General features: G+C 60.4%; 17 protein-coding genes. 7 read left to right on the forward strand and 10 right to left on the reverse strand.

Translation table 11 applies throughout. The features are described 5' to 3' along the window. Nucleotides 1-375: 375 nt before the first annotated feature. From B3187_RS04515 to B3187_RS04525, 3 genes are all read left to right on the forward strand, one after another. Nucleotides 376-1,437: a sugar phosphate isomerase/epimerase family protein gene (locus B3187_RS04515; protein ID WP_123638171.1), complete on the forward strand. Its 1,062-nt coding sequence runs from the start codon at nt 376-378 to the stop codon at nt 1,435-1,437. Further along, nucleotides 1,437-2,588, forward strand: a complete 1,152-nt coding sequence (locus tag B3187_RS04520) for a Gfo/Idh/MocA family protein (RefSeq protein ID WP_123638170.1) — start codon at nt 1,437-1,439, stop codon at nt 2,586-2,588. The genes B3187_RS04515 and B3187_RS04520 overlap by 1 nt, the downstream gene beginning before the upstream one ends. A 107-nt stretch (nt 2,589-2,695) precedes the next feature. Beyond that, on the forward strand, nt 2,696-4,285 hold the full coding sequence (locus tag B3187_RS04525; protein ID WP_286804791.1) for an MFS transporter: 1,590 nt from the start codon (nt 2,696-2,698) through the stop codon (nt 4,283-4,285). A 77-nt stretch (nt 4,286-4,362) separates the two neighbouring features. On the opposite strand, the gene B3187_RS04530 is transcribed toward B3187_RS04525, so the two are convergent. The 5 genes from B3187_RS04530 to B3187_RS04550 all read right to left on the reverse strand — a co-directional run bounded on the left by B3187_RS04530 (nt 4,363) and on the right by B3187_RS04550 (nt 10,143). Continuing rightward, entirely contained in the window at nt 4,363-5,388 is a 1,026-nt protein-coding gene (locus B3187_RS04530; protein WP_211331058.1) for a cupin-like domain-containing protein, read from the reverse strand. Nucleotides 5,389-5,485: 97 nt separating this feature from the next. Further along, nucleotides 5,486-6,715, reverse strand: a complete 1,230-nt coding sequence (locus tag B3187_RS04535) for a cellulase family glycosylhydrolase (RefSeq protein WP_286804793.1) — start codon at nt 6,713-6,715, stop codon at nt 5,486-5,488. A 356-nt stretch (nt 6,716-7,071) separates the two neighbouring features. After that, the gene (gene dxs, locus B3187_RS04540; RefSeq protein ID WP_286804794.1) at nt 7,072-8,940 is read right to left on the reverse strand and encodes a 1-deoxy-D-xylulose-5-phosphate synthase; all 1,869 of its coding nucleotides are present in this window, start codon (nt 8,938-8,940) and stop codon (nt 7,072-7,074) included. Nucleotides 8,941-9,004: 64 nt separating this feature from the next. Then, the gene (ispA, locus tag B3187_RS04545) at nt 9,005-9,895 is read right to left on the reverse strand and encodes a (2E,6E)-farnesyl diphosphate synthase (RefSeq protein WP_286804796.1); all 891 of its coding nucleotides are present in this window, start codon (nt 9,893-9,895) and stop codon (nt 9,005-9,007) included. Then, on the reverse strand, nt 9,892-10,143 hold the full coding sequence (locus tag B3187_RS04550; protein WP_024461118.1) for an exodeoxyribonuclease VII small subunit: 252 nt from the start codon (nt 10,141-10,143) through the stop codon (nt 9,892-9,894). Before B3187_RS04550 ends, ispA begins: the two co-directional genes overlap by 4 nt. Nucleotides 10,144-10,326: 183 nt before the next feature. On the opposite strand from B3187_RS04550, the gene pomA reads away from it, so the two are divergent. The 3 genes from pomA to B3187_RS04565 all read left to right on the forward strand — a co-directional run bounded on the left by pomA (nt 10,327) and on the right by B3187_RS04565 (nt 13,070). Continuing rightward, nucleotides 10,327-11,094 carry a flagellar motor protein PomA gene (pomA, locus tag B3187_RS04555; protein ID WP_123638165.1) on the forward strand — a complete coding sequence of 256 codons (768 nt, stop codon included), beginning with the start codon at nt 10,327-10,329 and terminating at the stop codon, nt 11,092-11,094. 13 nt (nt 11,095-11,107) lie between these two features. Continuing rightward, nucleotides 11,108-12,091, forward strand: a complete 984-nt coding sequence (locus B3187_RS04560; RefSeq protein ID WP_286804800.1) for a MotB family protein — start codon at nt 11,108-11,110, stop codon at nt 12,089-12,091. A 406-nt stretch (nt 12,092-12,497) separates the two neighbouring features. Continuing rightward, complete coding sequence (locus B3187_RS04565; protein WP_123638163.1) at nt 12,498-13,070, forward strand: HNH endonuclease; 573 nt, start codon at nt 12,498-12,500, stop codon at nt 13,068-13,070. Between the two features lie 25 nt (nt 13,071-13,095). Here B3187_RS04565 and B3187_RS04570 read toward each other — a convergent pair whose 3' ends face one another. The 3 genes from B3187_RS04570 to cysE form a co-directional block, all read right to left on the reverse strand. Then, nucleotides 13,096-13,470 (reverse strand): hypothetical protein, encoded by a 375-nt coding sequence (locus B3187_RS04570; RefSeq protein ID WP_286804802.1) that lies wholly within the window; start codon nt 13,468-13,470, stop codon nt 13,096-13,098. Between the two features lie 593 nt (nt 13,471-14,063). Next, on the reverse strand, nt 14,064-14,585 hold the full coding sequence (locus tag B3187_RS04575) for a DUF411 domain-containing protein (protein WP_286804804.1): 522 nt from the start codon (nt 14,583-14,585) through the stop codon (nt 14,064-14,066). 1 nt (nt 14,586) lies between these two features. Beyond that, nucleotides 14,587-15,387, reverse strand: coding sequence for a serine O-acetyltransferase (gene cysE, locus B3187_RS04580; protein WP_286804806.1), 801 nt, complete (start codon nt 15,385-15,387; stop codon nt 14,587-14,589). Between the two features lie 121 nt (nt 15,388-15,508). Between cysE and B3187_RS04585 the strand changes: the two genes are divergently transcribed. Continuing rightward, nucleotides 15,509-16,393, forward strand: coding sequence for a cation diffusion facilitator family transporter (locus B3187_RS04585; protein WP_286804808.1), 885 nt, complete (start codon nt 15,509-15,511; stop codon nt 16,391-16,393). A gap of 6 nt (nt 16,394-16,399) precedes the next feature. Here B3187_RS04585 and B3187_RS04590 read toward each other — a convergent pair whose 3' ends face one another. Together B3187_RS04590 and B3187_RS04595 are read right to left on the reverse strand one after the other, a co-directional pair. After that, entirely contained in the window at nt 16,400-17,122 is a 723-nt protein-coding gene (locus B3187_RS04590) for a DUF599 domain-containing protein (RefSeq protein WP_286804810.1), read from the reverse strand. Between the two features lie 38 nt (nt 17,123-17,160). Then, nucleotides 17,161-17,659: phospholipase D-like domain-containing protein (locus tag B3187_RS04595; protein ID WP_286804811.1), on the reverse strand; the 499-nt coding region annotated here is incomplete at its 5' end.

Here is a 17,659-nt window from a genome sequence, read left to right on the forward strand (position 1 = left end):
GTAGGTCGGGTTAGCGCGCAGCGCGTAACCCGACACAGATAGCACTTCCGTACTTCCCCCTTGCTTGTCCCGCTGAAACCCTTTATTTCGGGGTTTACTATATAAAAAGCAATTCTCTGTTGAAAATCTCGCTCTTTGGTGGTCGAATCGACATTAACCCGTTTATTATCGTATCTTTACCGGCGCAGCTCGGGTTCTGCGGTAGAGATATGGCGCCGGTGATGCCATAATCGCCCGACCGCATTTGCTGACAGCGCTGTCGTGAAGCGATGACGACACGGCAATCTATTGTGGGTACTGGCTCGGTCCCGCTTCGCGAGAAGTGGTTTGCCGGTACCCGGTTGATAATCCACCAAACCGATGGGGGAGACAATAATGAAGACGATGAAAGGGCCCGCGCTATTCCTGGCCCAGTTCGCCGGCGATGAAGCGCCGTTCAACAGCCTGGAAAACGTATCCAAGTGGGCCGGTGGCCTGGGCTTCAAAGGCATCCAGATTCCGTCCTGGGACAAGCGCCTGTTCGATCTCGAAAAGGCCGCGGAGAGTCTCGATTACTGCCAGGAAGTGAAAGATACCCTGGCGCGCTACGGCCTGGAGCTTACCGACCTGTCGACCCACCTGCAGGGTCAGTTGGTAGCCGTACACCCGGTGTACGACGAAATGTTCGACGGCTTTGCTCCGCCGGAGCTGCACGGCAAGCCCGATGAGCGCCAGAAGTGGGCGGTCAACCAGCTGATGCTGGCGGCCAAGGCCAGCAAGAACCTGGGTCTGAAAACCCATGGCACCTTCTCCGGCGCCCTGTTGTGGCCCTTCATGTACCCCTGGCCCCAGCGCCCGGCGGGCCTGGTGGACACCGGTTTCAAAGAGCTGGCCAAGCGCTGGCTGCCGATTCTGGACGCCTTTGACGAGGCGGGTGTGGACTTGTGCTACGAAATTCACCCGGGTGAAGACCTGCACGATGGCGCTACCTTCGAACGCTTCCTGAAGGAAGTGGACAACCACCCGCGCGCCAATATTCTGTACGATCCCAGCCACCTGGTTCTGCAGAATCTCGACTATATCGGCTTCCTCGAGCGTTACATCGATCGCATCAAGATGTTCCACGTCAAGGACGCCGAGTTCAATCCCAGCGCCCGACAGGGCGTTTACGGCGGTTACGAGGGCTGGGTCGAGCGTGCCGGTCGCTTCCGTTCGCTGGGCGATGGGCAGACCGACTTCAAGCGCATCTTCTCGATTCTGACCGCCAACGGTTTCGACGGTTGGGCCGTGATTGAGTGGGAGTGCGCGCTGAAACATCCCGAAGCAGGGGCGGAAGAAGGCGTGAAATTCGTCAATGACCATATCATCCGTGTAACGGAGAAGGCTTTTGACGATTTTGCAGGAGGAGACGCCGATGAAGAAAGTAACCGCCGCATTCTGGGTTTGGGAGGTAAGTAATGGCTGATGCACGAGTTCGCTTAGGCATGGTCGGCGGTGGACAGGGCGCCTTTATTGGCGGTGTTCACCGTATTGCCGCGCGCATTGATGATCGCTATGAACTGGTCGCCGGGGCCCTGTCCTCCAAGCCGGACGTGGCCAAAGCCTCCGCCGATGAGCTGCACATTGCGCCAGATCGTTCCTACGCCTCCTACGAGGAGATGTTCGCCGCTGAGGCCAAGCGTGAGGACGGGATTGAGGCGGTGGCCATTGTCACACCCAACCACATGCACTTCCCGGTGGCCAAGGCCGCTCTGGAAGCCGGCATCAACGTGATCTGCGACAAGCCGGTCACCCGCACGCTGGAAGAAGCTCTGGAGCTGGAGCAGATCTGCGCCAAGAGCGATGCGTTCTTTGCGTTGACCCACAACTACAGTGCCTACCCGCTGGTGCGCTACGCCCGCGAAATGGTCGAGCGGGGCGATTTGGGTCAGGTTCGCCTGGTGCAGGTGGAATACCCCCAGGAGTGGTTGACCCAGGCTCCGGAGGAAGACAACAAGCAGGCGGCCTGGCGCACGGATCCCAAGCGTTCTGGTAAAGCGGGCTGCCTGGGCGACATCGGCACCCACGCCTTCCAGTTGGCCACCTTTATTTCTCAGCTTGAGCTGGATTCGGTCAGTGCGGACCTCACCGCCTTTGTTCCGGGTCGGGCGGTGGACGATAACGTCCACGCTATGATGCGCTTCAAAGGCGGTGCCAAAGGCATGCTCTGGACCAGTCAGATCGCGCCCGGTTGTGAGAATGGTCTGAAGATCCGCATCTTTGGTGACAAAGCGGGGCTGGAGTGGGCTCAGGAAAAACCCAATGAGCTCTGGCTGACGCCGCTGGCCGGACATCACCAGCGGATTACCCGTCGGGACGACAATATCGACAGTGATATTGCGACCCGCGGTATTCGCATTCCGTTTGGGCACCCGGAGGGCTACCTGGAGGCGTTTGCTACGCTCTACACCGACGTGGCCGATGTTCTGGTGGCCAAGCGCAAGGGCGAACAGCACCCGATCGAATCCTGGATACCCGGTATTGAAACCGGTGTGCTGGGCATGCGGTTTATTGAAGCGGTGCTGAACTCGTCCGAGGCCGATGGCCGCTGGACGCCGCTGGTTTCCTGACGTTCTGTAAAGCAGTAACCAAAGACGGGCGATAGTGCCCGAAACGGTCACGCACCCGCCGGCAACCGCTGGCGGGTGCGTTGATAAAAATAATGAGGATGTGAGTTATGAGTACAGCCACTGTCGATGCCAATGGCATCAATCGTAAGCGGTTATTTGTCGGGGCGTGTATTGCCCTGTTCCCCACCGCGTTTTCCTTCGCCCTGGTGGGCGGTATTCTCGGTCAGTTGAAAACCGAGTTTATTCTGACCAACGCCGATATCGGTATGATCGGCGGCGCCGTGCTGTGGGGGATGGCACTCTCCCTGATTTTTGTTGCACCCTTTCTGGAAAAAATCGGCCTGCGGGTCGCGGCGACAGGGGCGTTTTTCAGTCACCTGATCGGTGTCAGTCTGGTGCTGTCGGCCTACTTCGTATCCGGCTCGCCGAGCGGTTATTGGGTCCTGTTCCTGGGCGCGATCGTCATGGGGATTGGCAATGGCCTGATTGAGGCCACCGGTAACCCAATGACGGCGGCGCTGTACCCGGAGCGCAAAACGGTCAAGCTCAACCACTTCCACGCCTTTTTCCCCGGCGGTATGGTGGTTGGTGCTCTGTTGGGTTTCTTCATGTCGCAGATCGGTGATCTTGGTGCCATCGACCTGGGCCACTGGACCGTTCACATCGGCGTCATGTACATCCCGATTTTCATCTACGGCGCCATGCTGCTGCCGCTCAAGTTCCCTAAGACCGAAACCGCCGAAGCCGGTGTGCCGGTCAAGGAAGTGCTGTTCTATACCATCACCCACCCCATCGTGCTGCTGCTGATCGTCATCAAGATGATCACCCTCTCGCTGGAGCTGGGCCCCATGCGTTGGATTCCGGATGTACTGGAAAATGCGGGCATGCACGGCATGTTGGTATTTGCCTGGTTGACCGGTTTGATGGCGGTTCTGCGCCTGTTCGCCGGCCCGGTGGTTGAGCGCCTGGCGCCGACCGGCATGCTGTTCTGCGCCGCGATTCTGACCGGCACCGGTCTGATCCTGTTCTCGATCTTTGAAACCGGTATGGTCAAGCTGCTGTTCGCCGCTACCGTGTTTGCCTTTGGTGTGGCCTTCTTCTTCCCCACCATGGTGGGCTTGATGAGCGAGCGTTTCCCCAAGGCCGGCTCGGTCGGTATCGTGCTGATGATCGGTGCGGGTATGGGGGTCTCCGGTACGCTGCAGGGTCAGATGGGCGTGGTCGCCGACCGCTATATGCCCGAGGCACTGGATGAGCAGCGCACAGTCGCCATTCTTGAAGAGGTGGAAGAAACCTTCCCGCTGTATCTGGAGCGCGCCGAGCAGGCCTCGGGCGATCTGGACGCACTCTCCGAGCTCGGCTATCTGCCCGCTGACGTCGAGACCGTGATCGAGCGGAACGAGATCGCGCTGTCCGACTATCGCGCCGACGGTGAGCTCAACGGCCCTCTGACCGGTAATGCCCTGCGTGCCTTGCTGGACTCGGGCATTCCGGCGGCTGCCGATCTGCAGGCTGAAGCGGGTGCGGTGTTGCGTCCGGCCGACAACTACGGTGGCCGTATGGCGTTCCGTTGGGTTGCGCCGATTGCGTTGATCGTGGCTGCCTTCTTCGCCGGCATGTTCATCTACGACCGCAAGCGCGGTGGCTACCGTGCCGTCAAACTGGATCGGGGTGAGCCGGGTACCGGTGGTGCCTGATCGGATCGCAGATCAGAGCGTTTGACGCTGAATAGAAAGGGGCCCTTCGAGGGCCCCTTTCTTTTTTGGGAGCGTGATCAGCGCCGGTCCAGGGCGTTGCGCAAAAAGCCCTTCAGGTAGTCAGCCAGCTCCGGCGTCATTTCCCCCAACGCCCGTCGTTGTTCCGGTGATAAGTGCTCCGCCGGGTCGGTTTCGCTGAACAGGTAGTGATCGAAAAACGTCTGCCAGGCCCGGCGTTTTTCCAACGGCAATTGACGAACCGTCAACAGACCGTGCACCAGAGCCTCAAAGGGTGAGCCGGTGTTTGGTACGCCGGTCTCCCACCAATAATTGATCAGCACATTGAACCTCGCCAGAGATTCCACCTGGTGCCACCACAGGGACGGAATGTAGAGCACATCACCGGGCTCAAGTTCGGCGACGCGCGCCGTGGGCATGGCCTCGGCAAACTTCGGGAAGCGCTCAAGGTCCGGCTGGTAGGGGTCTACCAGACTGATGGGCTGACCAGCGGGGGTAAAGTCGATGGGGCCGACGTACAGGTTGCGGACCTGTTCGGGCGGAAACAGGGTAAAGCGCCGTCGCCCGGCCACGACGCAGGCGAGGTTGTCCGAAACATCATAATGGGTGGGGATGGTGGTGCGATTGCCAATCCAGATATTGGGGGGAACCCGCTCGTCCACCAGGTTCATGGTGTTGTCACGCTCCAGTCCCGGCAGGGTGTGTGGGATGGCGGTGGCACCGATATAAAACGCCGGCGGATTGGCATCGTCTTCCATGCGCTGGAGGCGCTGCAGGGCGGTTTCAAAGTGATCTTTACGACGAACAAAATTGAAGCCCTGCAGGTGCTCGTCGTAGGAAAAGCGCCCTCCAATCTCGGGTGCGCCCAAAAACAGCTCGATCGGCTCGCCCCGGCTGAAGCCGACAAGATACTCGCGCAACGCCTGTTGCGACTTGAGGGCGTGAGTGACAGCGGGCCAGTCCTGGGTATAACCGCGCAGAATCGCCGGTTCGAATCGGGGTGCGATCTCGGTGATAAACTGCTTTGGGGTGACATTGTGCCATTCAGTCACCGGAGAAGGTTCGAGTTTAGGGGCGTGCATCATGACAGGACCGTTGTTCAGATAACCAGCCCTGTACCTTACGGTCTTTGTGACTTTATTGCCAGGGGGCGCGGCCCGCATGATGCGGACCGCCGGTGGGTTATTGGTTATCGCAGGTGCTCTGGCCTATGCAGCTCTGGTCATTTTCCCATCCCCAGCCAGTGCTCTGGTTCTGGCAAACCGGGTAAATGCTTCCGTACCAGTTGCAGGTGCTGGGGCCCGAGCCTGAGGAGCCGCCATCGGGCATGACACAGCTCTCTCCGTTTTCCCATCCCCAGCCGCCGCCGGTATCAGAGCTGGAGTCACAGCAATAGGGGTAGCCATTGGAGGCAGTGCCACAGCTGTTGCCGTCACCACTGCTGCCACCAAAGATGCTGGCGGAGTTGCTCGTATTGGCGATGCCATTGGTGGCATAAAACAGCTGATTGCCCCAGCTGGTCAGGCTGCTGCCGTTGAAATTGTTGACAATATCCAGAGAGGACAGGTCGGAGCTGTTTCCGGACCAGGACCAACCCAGGTAGCCATAACCGTACTGCTCGGCCCGTGCCATGATGGCATCGGCGGCGACGTAGCTTCCGTAGTGATCGGCAGCAAACTCGCCTATGACCAGAGCGAGGCCCTGATTGTTGAAGCTGGACAGGTAGCTGTTGACGGCGTTGTCACTGTCATACACTTCATACATGTGAACGCTGAATATGACGTTACTTTGAGGGTCGCTGGCCAGAACCTGCTGCGCGTTGTCGCGCATAATGCCCTGCCAGTCCTGCCCCCAGTTGGCGGCGTCGACCATCAGGGTATGATTCAGGCCGGCATTGCGCAGTCGGCTGATCGCCTGGGTGTGAGCGCTGACCCAGTCACTCGCCGATGGTCCGTTGCCGAAGGGTTCGTTGGCGATATTGATGATCACATAGTCCTCTTCACCCTGCAGAACGTTCTGAATGTCCAGCCAGTAATCGACCGCTTGGGACACTGTCGCCGCGCTGCCCGCTTCACCGTAGCCGGTTGTGTCGTGGACCTCCAGCACCGTAATAAGCTCTTCTGATTTGGCCCGGCTTATGATACTGGCCACTTCAGAGGCCGGGGTGCGGTTCCACTGGGCGCCATTGCTCAGTACGATCCTCACGGTATTGGCCCCGAGGGTGGCAATATCCTGCAAAGACTGATCGGTTTGTCCGCTGAACCAGGCGTGAGGCACATTGACGCCACGCATTACAAAGGAGTTGCCGTTTCCGTCGAGTAACTGTGTGCCTGAGACAGACAGGTCGGCTTGGACTGACAGCGCCGCCAGTGTCAGCAGGGTGGTTGCGATGGTTCGAGTGAATGCAGTCATTCTTGAGTCCTCATTATTATCAGTTTTGATTAAAAGTAACCGGTTACATTTTGGGCTATATGGTCCTCCTGGTTTGAGCTATGGATGGTTTGTTTAATTGAGGTCGAAGGTCTTGCGTCGTTTGTTTTGAGGCCAATAAATAGAAGTTGTCTTGGCTCGTTCGCAGACGGAGTTCAAGTTTCTTATTCGGCTTTCAGGCGCGAGTGGCCGCGCTTACTGAATGTCACTTCAAAATTCTTGTAACCGATTACAGTCAGGATAGAAAGATTTTCTGGACTAAACAAGTCCATTATTAGTCGAAAAGTGAATGGTAGGGCTTTCGAGTATTCAGATTTTGAATGCTCACCAGGGGCGGGTTAATGTCCGAGGTGGTTACGGATAGCCCTCTCAATCCCGTCCGCGTCCAGGCCCTGGCTGGCCAGCTGTTTTTTCTGACTGTCGTGTTCGGCGAACTCGTCGCGAAACCCGAGCGGCAGCCAGGGGGTTGCAATGCCCTGGGTGGCCAGGTGCTCTCCCACCGCACTGCCGGCGCCGCCGGCGATGGCGTTTTCCTCAACCGTGACGATCAGGGTGTGACTCTCGGCCATGCGCTCGATCAGAGCGGTATCCAGGGGTTTGACAAAGCGCATGTCACAGACGCTGGCGTCGATCCGCTCCGCCACGGTGAGGGTCGTGGCGAGTGAAGCGCCAAAGTTCAGAATGACCACCTCGCGCCCCTGGCGCAGCTCCCGTCCCTGACCGATGGGCAGTTCGTTCATCGCCTGCTCAATATCCGTTCCCGGGCCGGTGCCTCGTGGGTAGCGTACCGCCGCCGGTCCCTCATGTTTCCAGGCGGTGTACAGCAGTTGGCGACACTCGTTTTCGTCGCTGGGGGCGGCGATCACCATATTGGGAATGCAGCGCAGGTAGGTCAGATCAAAGGAGCCGCCGTGGGTGGGCCCGTCTTCGCCGACCAGTCCGGCCCGGTCGATGGCGAAAGTGACGTCCAGGTTCTGTAGTGCCACATCGTGGATCAGTTGATCGTAGGCGCGCTGGAGGAAGGTGGAGTAAATGGCGACCACCGGCTTCTGGCCCTCACAGGCGAGTCCAGCGGCCAATGTGACGGCGTGTTGCTCGGCAATGGCCACATCGTAGAAGCGCTCCGGGAAACGCTGGGCGAAATCCACCATGCCGGAGCCCTCACACATGGCGGGGGTAATACCTATCAACCGCTCATCCCGCGCTGCCATATCGCACAGCCAGTCGCCAAACACCTTCTGGTACTTGGGGCCGCTGGGTTTGCGGGGGGCCGGTTTGGGCTCCAGCTTGTTCAGCGCATGGTAGCCCACGGGGTCGTCCTCCGCCGGGCCAAACCCTTTACCCTTGCGGGTGATGATGTGCAGCAGCTTGGGGCCTTTGACTTCGCGTAGATTGCGCAGATAGCGCACCAGGCTGCCCAGGTCATGGCCATCGATGGGACCGACGTAGTTGAAGCCCATTTCCTCAAACAGGGTGCCCGGGGACATGAAGCCCTTGAAGTGTTCTTCGGTGCGCCGGGCGAACTCCCAGGCGGAGGGAATTTTGGTGAGTACCTGTTTGCTGCCCTCGCGCAGGGAGTTGTAGAACTTGCTGCCCCATACCTTGGACAGGTAGGTGGCCAGCCCACCCACATTGGGGGAGATCGACATGTTGTTGTCGTTCAGGATGACCAGCAGGTCGGTGTCCGTGTGGGCAATGTGGTTGAGCGCCTCGAACGCCATTCCGGCGGTCATGGCGCCGTCGCCGATAATGGCGGCGCACTTGCGCTCGCTGCCGGTCATGGCACTGGCCAGAGCCATGCCCTGGGCGGCGCTGAGGGACGTGCTTGAATGGCCCACTCCAAAAGTATCGTATTCGCTTTCGCCCCGCTTGGGAAAGCCGGACAGACCGCCCCCCTGACGAATACTGCTCATGCGTTCGCGGCGGCCGGTGAGGATTTTGTGGGGATAGGTCTGGTGGCCCACGTCCCATACCAGACGGTCATCCGGGGTGTGATAGACGTAGTGCAGGGCCACTGTCAGCTCCACGACCCCCAGTCCGGCGCCAAAGTGTCCACCGCTCTGTCCCACGCTGTACAGCAGGTAGGCACGCAGCTCCTCGGCCAGCGGCTCCAGGTCCCGCTCATTCAGCGCCCGCAGTTGCTCTGGCGAGTCAATCTGGTCGAGCAGGGGCGTTTCCGGGCGGTCTGTGGGAATTTCGTCAAACATGAGTCACGTCGTTATTGGAAAGGGGCCATTGTAGGGGCCAGAAGCCCGTCTGCCTAGCGGGGCGTCAGTGCCCGCGCTCAATAATGTAATGCGCGAGGCTGCGCAGCGCTGTAGCGCTGTCGTCGAACCCGCTCAGGCTGTCGAGGGCCTGAGTGAGCAGTTCCCGGGCTTTGGATTGCGCGCCGTCGAGTCCAAGCAGGGACACATAGGTGGGCTTGTCCCGCGCGGTGTCGGCTCCCTGGGGCTTGCCCAGCGTGCTGGTATCGGCGATGACATCCAGAATATCGTCCTGTACCTGAAAGGCCAGGCCGATGGCGCCGGCGTAGTCGCTCAGGGCCTCGCGTTCACCGGCCGAGGCGGCACAGGCGCGGGCCGCCATGGCGACACTGGCGCGAATCAGGGCGCCGGTTTTGTGTTGGTGCATGCGCTCCAACTGGGCGATGTCCGGACTCTGGTGAACGGCGCCGAGGTCGATGGCCTGACCCAGTACCATCCCCTGTGCACCGGCGGCCTGAGCCAGGTCGGTAATCAGCGCCACGCGCTGCTCCGCCGACAGGCGGTCGCACCGGGCGAGCACCTCAAAGGCGAGCGTCTGCAGGGCATCTCCGGCCAGAATGGCCGTCGCCTCGTCGAAGGCGATGTGGCAACTGGGCTGCCCGCGGCGCAGGTCATCATCGTCCATGGCGGGTAAGTCGTCATGGATGAGGCTATAAGCGTGTAAGCATTCCAGGGCAACCGCGACCGTATCCAGGGCCTGGTCGGGTTCGTAGCGCAGCGCCGCGCCCGTGCTGTAGACCAGCATGGGGCGGACCCGCTTGCCGCCATTGGCCAGGCTGTAGGCCATGGCTTCGGCCAGTTGCGGGCGCTGAGCATCGGGTTGCGGGAGAAACCGGGTCAAACCCCGGTTGAAGCGTTCACGCCAGGGGCCGGCGAAGGCGTCGAAGTCGGTGCTCATTCACCGTCATCCTCGCCGCCGGGCGTCATCGGCTGAACGCTGATCTGACCCTGCTGTTCCATCAGTACCTGAACCTGCTGTTCCGCCGCGCTCAGGCGCTCCTGGCAATCCCGGGTCAGCTGAATCCCGCGCTCAAAGGCTTTCAGGGATTCTTCCAGAGAGAGCTCGCCTTGCTCCATTTGGTTCACCAGCGCTTCCAGGTCGCTCAGTGACTGTTCAAAGTCCACGGACTTCTTTTTCGTGGGCATGGGGCACCTGTCGTTTGGGCCAGGGTCGAGGTGAAGATTTTCCGGCATTGGCCGATAGACTCCTGGCGGGATGTCTGTGGTGATAAAGGGCGCAATTATAAACCGACTGCTGCTAAGATGCAGGTTTTACCGCAGATTCAACACGGCGTATCGGCCGTTTCAGCCTAGTGTGAGGAGCCACCAGTGGATTTAGCAACCCTCGTAGGGATCATCGGCGCAATTGGTCTGATCGTCGCCTCCATGGTGCTGTCCGGCGACCTGATGATATTCGTCAATGCGCCGTCCCTGTTGATTGTGGTCGGGGGCACCGTATTCGCCGTAATGGCCAAGTTCAGTCTGGGGCAGTTCTTCGGTGCCACCAAGGTGGCCGCCAAGAGCTTTGTCTATCGAAGCACGGACCCGGCGGAACTGATCGAGGAGATTGTCGAACTGGCCGACGCAGCGCGCAAAGGCGGTCTGTTATCCTTGGAAGGTAAGGAGGTCAGCAGCGACTTTCTGCAGAAAGGCATTCAGTTGCTGGTGGACGGCCACGACCCGGAGGTGGTCAAGGCGATGATGTCCAAGGATCGCTACCTGGCGGAGGATCGCCATTTGAAGGGCGCGTCCATTTTCAGCGCACTCGGGGATGTGGCGCCGGCCATGGGCATGATCGGTACCCTGATTGGTCTGGTGGCGATGCTGTCGAATATGGAAGACCCCAAAGCCATCGGTCCGGCCATGGCCATCGCTCTGCTGACCACTCTGTACGGTTCTCTGCTCGCCAACGCCGTGTTCCTGCCCATTTCCGATAAGCTCAAGTTGCGCGCGGATGAGGAGGTACTGGTGCAGAGCCTGATCATCGATGCCCTGCTGGCTATCCAGAGTGGCCAGAATCCCCGGGTGATCGACTCCATGTTGCGCACTTACTTGCCCGAGCGGAAGCGGGACGTCGCGGACACGGATGCCGCCTGAGGGGGAGTAGGATATGGATGACGATACGCCCCGTAAAAAACGTCAGGCCGCAGGCCTCCCTGCCTGGATGGCGACCTTTGCCGATTTGATGGCGCTCTTGTTGTGCTTCTTTGTACTGCTGCTCTCGTTTTCCGAAATGGACGCCATGAAGTTCAAGCGCCTGGCCGGCTCGTTGGCGCAGGCGTTCGGGGTTCAGACCGAGCTCCAGGTCAACGAGGTGCCCAAAGGCACCAGCATCATCGCCCAGGAGTTCAGCCCGGGGAAGCCTGAGCCGACTCCAATCAACGAAATTTTCCAGAGCACCGATGACACCACCCAGATGAGTCTGGAAGTCTACTGCGCCGAGGAGTTTGATATCCAGCAGGGCGAGCCGGAATACGAAGACTCGGCGCGCGAGCAGTTGAAGCAGCGGCTGGAGGAACTGATCCGGGAAACCGAGCAGGATGCCATGGCCCTGGCGGCGCGTCTGCAGCCGCAGATCACCTCCGGGCAGATTGAAATCGAAACCCGTGGGCGTCAGATCATCATCCGGATTCGGGAGCAGGGGTCGTTTCGCTCCGGGTCGGCGGAGTTGGCGGAAGATTACTTTGATGTTCTGGACGAAATTCAGGCGGTACTGATGCTCCAGCCGGGGCGTATCAAGGTCCAGGGGCACACCGACAACATTCCCATCAATTCGGCCCGCTTCCGTTCCAACTGGGAGTTGTCGTCGGCCCGGGCGGTATCCGTGGCGCACCAACTGATGCGCGGCGACTATATCGATCAGGACCGCTTTGAGGTGACCGGCTTTGCCGACACCCGGCCGTTGGCGCCGAATGACAATCCGGACAACCGGGCCAGAAATCGCCGGGTCGAGGTGGTGATCCGCCAGGGGCTGGAGCAGGAGCTGGACGACGAGGAGCGGGAACTGCTGCAGGATCAGGGGGAAAACATCACCCGGGATATGGATATTTCGCCTGACTATCTGTTTGATCTGGAGCCCGAGGAGATTTTCTGATTCCACGGTTTGTGAGATATCTCGCACAAACCTTTCCGACATTCGCCACTATTGCCCGGCCGGCAGGTGGCGCATAATCTCTTTTAACGGATACAGGCACTGGACGCAGGGCAACGGAACTGAAAGGACGCACGCCACTAGGCCCGGGACGGGCCCCATCCTGTAAGTAGATGGCAACCCCCGCGATAACCCCCTTATCGCGGGGGTTTCTTTTTATGGGCGACACAAACCGGGCAGACTGATCCGGCGTCAATAAAAAGTGTGGAAGTTTTGACATAATGGCGTCATAGTAAGGCTATACGGTATCGGTACGACGTCAATCGCCGGTACGCCCCGGACGCTGGCGGCTTTTTGGCCGCAGTCAGTCGGCCGCCCAGAGCGCACCGAGCGACCCCTGGAGGTGTCGATGGAAGCGCGTATTTTGCGACTGAATATCGCCGGCCAGCCTATCGAGTGGCTGCACTGGAAAGACGCGGTCTGCCTGTATGCGCGTGATCTGGTGCAGTGGACCCTGGGCGGGCACGTCCGGCGTGTCTATGGTGGCCATTCCCGCCTGACCGGGTTGCGCACCCAGATTGACCTGCCGGCCATTATCGCCTGTGGCGGCAACCGCCTCGCCCGCATGCGCCTCGTCCCACCGCTCACCAATGCTGCCCTCTTTGCTCGAGACCATCACCAGTGCCTCTACTGTGGCCGCTGGTTTACCGCAGAACACCTCTCCCGGGATCATGTCCACCCAATCAGCCGCGGTGGCCGGGACCGCTGGAATAACGTGGTCACCGCCTGCAAGCGCTGCAACCAGCACAAAGGCAACCACCTGCTGTCCGAAATCGGTATGGAGCTGCTCGCCCTGCCATTCTGTCCCAACACCGCCGAGTACCTGGCGCTGATCAACAGCGACCGGATTCGCGGTGACCAGATGGAGTTTCTGCGGCCCCAGTTTTCCCGTCGCCGGGACTGGGCTGGCCTGGACTCCTGAGAGCGGGACGTTCAGAGCACGCAAGTCAGTCGATAACTTCCTGCCCCCGGTACATTCGCTTGGTGCGCTCCCTGGGGGTGCTGGCATTGTCCTTTGGTGGCGCCTCCTCCAGCGTTACCTGTCCTCGATACACCTTGGTGACCTGGCGCGGTCGCGCGGCGGCTTCGGCCTCTTCGGCGTCCTGTTGAGCATCGCTCAGGGCGTGGTTCCAGGGATCTCCGGCCAGTTGTAGCAGTTCTTTGATGAGTGTTTGGCAGATGACGTCCTTACTGTGCCGATGATGGGTGACCAGCTCGTCCAACAGCTCCGGATTGGCGAGTTTGACGGAAGGTTTCAGATCGGCGGGCACGCGCCGGCGAATCTCAAACACCAGTTCAATCATGGGTTTGGTGTATTGCATTCCGGTCTCCGGTCATAGTGACGTGTGGGGCGATCGGGAATGCTGCAAAAAGCTGGCCATGGTGGGGTTTTTATGGCTTTGGTTTGGGTGCTTTTCGGAAAGTCCGGTCCGGTGTGGGGTAAACCATTCCAAGACACGCCGTGAACCCATCCCTGGGGGCTCGGATCGCGGGTCCCCCGCTCTACGGTCTTGGAATGGTTTACCCCACACCGGACCTCCATGCCACCGTCGCGTCTGTAGCAGTGGCACATGGGTTTTTGTGTAGCACGCAGTTGCGTAGGGCGGATAAGGCCAAAGGCCGCATCCGCCGTTACCCTCGGTTCAAGGTTGCTGCGTGTCCTGGAGTGGTTTCCCCCGCACCGGAGTTCCGTGCCACAGTCGCGCCTGCGGTGACGGCACAGTGGGTTTCGTGTGGCACGTAGGCCCGTGGAGGAGAGCCCCCTTTCAAGACCGTAGAGCGGGGGACCCGCGATCCGAGCCCCCAGGGATGGGTTTACGGCGTGTCTTGAAAGGGGGCTCTCCTTCACGGGCCGGACTCGATGAACCAACGCGCACCACTTTTGGTGACGGCTGCGCCAAAATAGTGCGGATGTTCAATACTGCTGCTCGGGCGTTTCAATCCGGGCATAAATCTCGCTGCTGCCGTCGGTCTTCAGCAACAACACATCGTACGGGTCAAAACGCTCGCCCATCTCCATGCCCGGACTGCCTACCGGCATGCGCGGTACGGCCAGGCCCAGAGCGTTTTCCGGTGGGCTGTTCAGAAACTGGCGGACCAGCTTGGCCGGAACGTGACCCTCGAAAATATAGCCCTCCTCAGAGACACCGGTATGGCAGGAGGCGTACTCGGGAGCGATCCCCAACTGCGCCTTGATGGTCGCCATCCGGCTCGGGTGCTCAATGGCCGCCTCGAAGCCCTCGCCCTCCATGTGCGTAATCCAGTCCTCACAGCAGCCGCAGGTCGGGCTTTTGTAAACCGTCAGTGCAGTGGCCTCGGCAGAATCGGGCGCGGCCGACGTGCTGTCGGAGCTGGCGCTCGTTTCGGTCTCCGGCGCCTCTCCGCAACCGGTCATAATGAGCAGCAGGGCCAAGGCACAGGCTAAGCGTTTGAGCATGTCAGTCATCCAGTCGGTGGTCCATGGTGCGTGACGGCTGCTGGCAGCGGCTGTCACCGATGATTTGGGCGGGTACGCCGGCGGCGATTTTGCGGCAGGGGACGGACTTGAGCACCACGCTGCCCGCACCGACCGTGGCGCACTCGCCGATCTCGATATTGCCAAGAATCTTGGCCCCGGCGCCGATCAACACGCCTTTTCGGACCTTGGGATGGCGGTCGCCGCTCTCTTTCCCGGTGCCGCCGAGGGTGACCGACTGCATGATGGAGACATTGTCCTCCACCACCGCCGTTTCGCCGATGACGATGCCCGTGGCGTGGTCAAACATGATGCCCCGACCGATACGGGCCGCCGGGTGAATGTCCACCGCGAACACCACGGAAATACGGTTCTGCAGAAACAGCGCCAGGGCTTCCCGGCCGTGCTGCCAGAGCCAGTGCGCGACCCGGTAAGCCTGGAGCGCATGAAACCCTTTGAAGTACAGGAACGGTGTGCTCGAGGAGTCGCAGGCGGAGTCCCGCTCGTTGATGGCCAGCAGGTCGGCCCGCACCGCCTCGCCAATACCCGGGTCGTCCGCCAGTGCCCGCTCAATGACCTCGCGCATCAGCATGGCCGGCATGGCCGGGCTGTCCAGCTTGTTGGCCAGGTGGAAGCTCAGGGCCGCTTCCAGGGTGTCGTGGTTGAGGATGGTGGTGTGCAGAAAGCTCGCCAGTACCGGTTCGGACTCCGCCTGGGCGCGGGTCTGACGGCGAATGTCTTCCCATACGGGGTCACTGCTGACGGGAGCGAGTTGGGCGGTCATGGGCCATCCTGTAGAGTGTCGGGTGCATTGCAGAGTATGGTTGAGCCATTATTGGGCTTGGGCGCCGAGATTTCCACCCCCGGTACGCTACACTGGCATAAATTCAGGCAGGAACAACGCAATGGTCAAATGGCAGGCTCATCACATTCTGTGGCTCTCGCTGGCGGCGGCGCTGGCAACCATGGGGCTGAAGGCCCTGGCGTGGCAACTGACCGGCTCGGTGGGTTACCTGTCAGACGCGCTGGAGTCTGTGGTCAACCTTCTGGGGGCCGGGTTTGCACTGACGATGTTTCAATACGCGCGTCGCCCGCCGGATGACGGTCACCCTTTTGGGCATGGCAAGGCCGAGTATTTCGCAGCGGCCTTCGAAGGGGGCATGATTTTCCTGGCCGCGCTGGCCATTCTGGTGGCGGCGGGCGAGCGACTTCTGAACCCAGAGACTCTACAGGCTCTTAATCTGGGTACGGGACTGTCGGTGGGAGCCGCGCTGATCAACCTTGTTGTGGCCCGCTTGCTGCTGCGCTACGGTCGTGCATTGCGCTCGCCAGCGCTTGAAGGTGACGGACGGCATTTGATGACCGACGTCTGGACGACTGTCGGGGTGGTGCTGGGCGTCGGGCTGGCCAAGTGGACTGGCTTGCTGTGGCTCGACCCCGTCGTGGCGATAGCTGTGGCGCTGCATATTCTTCATGAGGGCTGGCAGCTGCTGGCCAAGTCCGCCAACGGGTTGATGGATCGGGCCCTGAGCCCCAGAACCCTGACAAAGCTAGAGCAAGCACTGCAGGCCATGACCCCGGAGAGTTGTGGCTTTCATCGGCTGCGCACCCGGGCCTCCGGCGCCCAGCAGTTTGCCGAGGTGGACCTGCAGGTGCCCGGCGACTGGACCGTGCGTCGGGCCCACGACCTGGCCGATGCGGCGGAGCACCGACTGGCGGAGTTGGGGGTGGTGGCGACGGTTCACATTGAGCCGGTGGGCAGCCACGGTACCGATGCCCGGCGGCATTGAGGTGGGTTATTGGTCGGCGCTATCGGCGGATGCCCGCACCTCGTTGGCCAGCGTCTGCAGCGGCCGGGAGTGAAACTCTCGCCGATACAGAACCGCCACGGTCAGCGTTGCCGCCAGAATGAACAGCCAGGTATTGAACAGCCAGGGCAGCACCGAGAGCGAAAAATAATAGGCGCGCAGGCCGTAGTTGTAGCTGTGCCCCGCCTGATCAATGACTTTCGCACTGGTGGTGGCATAGCGGGCTCGCTCCTCCTCGGTGATGTCCGTGTCGTTCGCCAGTGGCGCGGCCCCCAGCAGAATGGAGCTGAAGCCGTATTGGCGCACGGCCCAGGTCAGGGTGAAAAACGCGTACACATAGATGGCCAGCAACAACAGAAGCTTGAACTGCAGTTGTCGGGAGGTCATGTCCCGGTTAAAAAACGGCAGGGCGGTAAGAGTGTCGTGAACCTGTTCGATGGACGCCAGAACCGTAATCAGACCAGCGATCACAAAGATCGAGGTTGAAGCCAGAAACGTGGTCTGTCGTTCCAGTCCTGCGATCAGCGCGGTATCGCCAATGCGGTTTTCACGCCGCAGCATCGAATGCATCCAGCGTTTGCGGTAGATCTGCAGTACGGAGGACAGGCTGTAGGACACCCGGGCCCGGTGTCGGGCGAAACTGGCGTAGCCAATCCACACGGCAAAAAACCAGGTGACGGCCAACAGGTTCAGCCAGTTATGTGCAGTCATTGTCAGAAGGGACCTCGTTATAGTGGCTCAATCATACGTCAAAGATAGCTCGAAAACAGCCAGAAAAACGCATCGCGCAGTCGCTGCCAGAGGGGGCGTTGATCCAGCTCGGCCAGGGTGATCCGCCGGCTTCGCGCGGTGGCCTCATCGAGGTGGGCGTGCAGTTGTCGGGTCAGGTCCGCATTAAACCACTCCACGCCCAGCTCGAAATTCAGGCGCAGGCTGCGGGCGTCGAGGTTGGCGGAACCGGTCATGGCGTAAGCATCGTCGACCAGAATCAGTTTGCTGTGGGCGAACGGCGCCGCTTTGTAAAAGACGTCCATATCCCAGAGCAACAGCTCCCAGAGCATGTTCCGGGTCGCCCAGTCGACAAAGCGCAGGTTGCTGCGCTCGGGCAGAATGACCTCCACTTTGACCCCCCGCAACACGGCGGCCTGCAATGCGGCCACCATTTCGTGGTTGGGAAGAAAGTAGGGCACCATGATCCGGATGCGCTCCCGGGCCGCCGTAAATACCCCGATCAGGGTCATCGACAGG

It is taken from the genome of Marinimicrobium sp. UBA4209, from assembly GCF_002381585.1.
Classification (GTDB): domain Bacteria; phylum Pseudomonadota; class Gammaproteobacteria; order Pseudomonadales; family Cellvibrionaceae; genus Marinimicrobium; species Marinimicrobium koreense.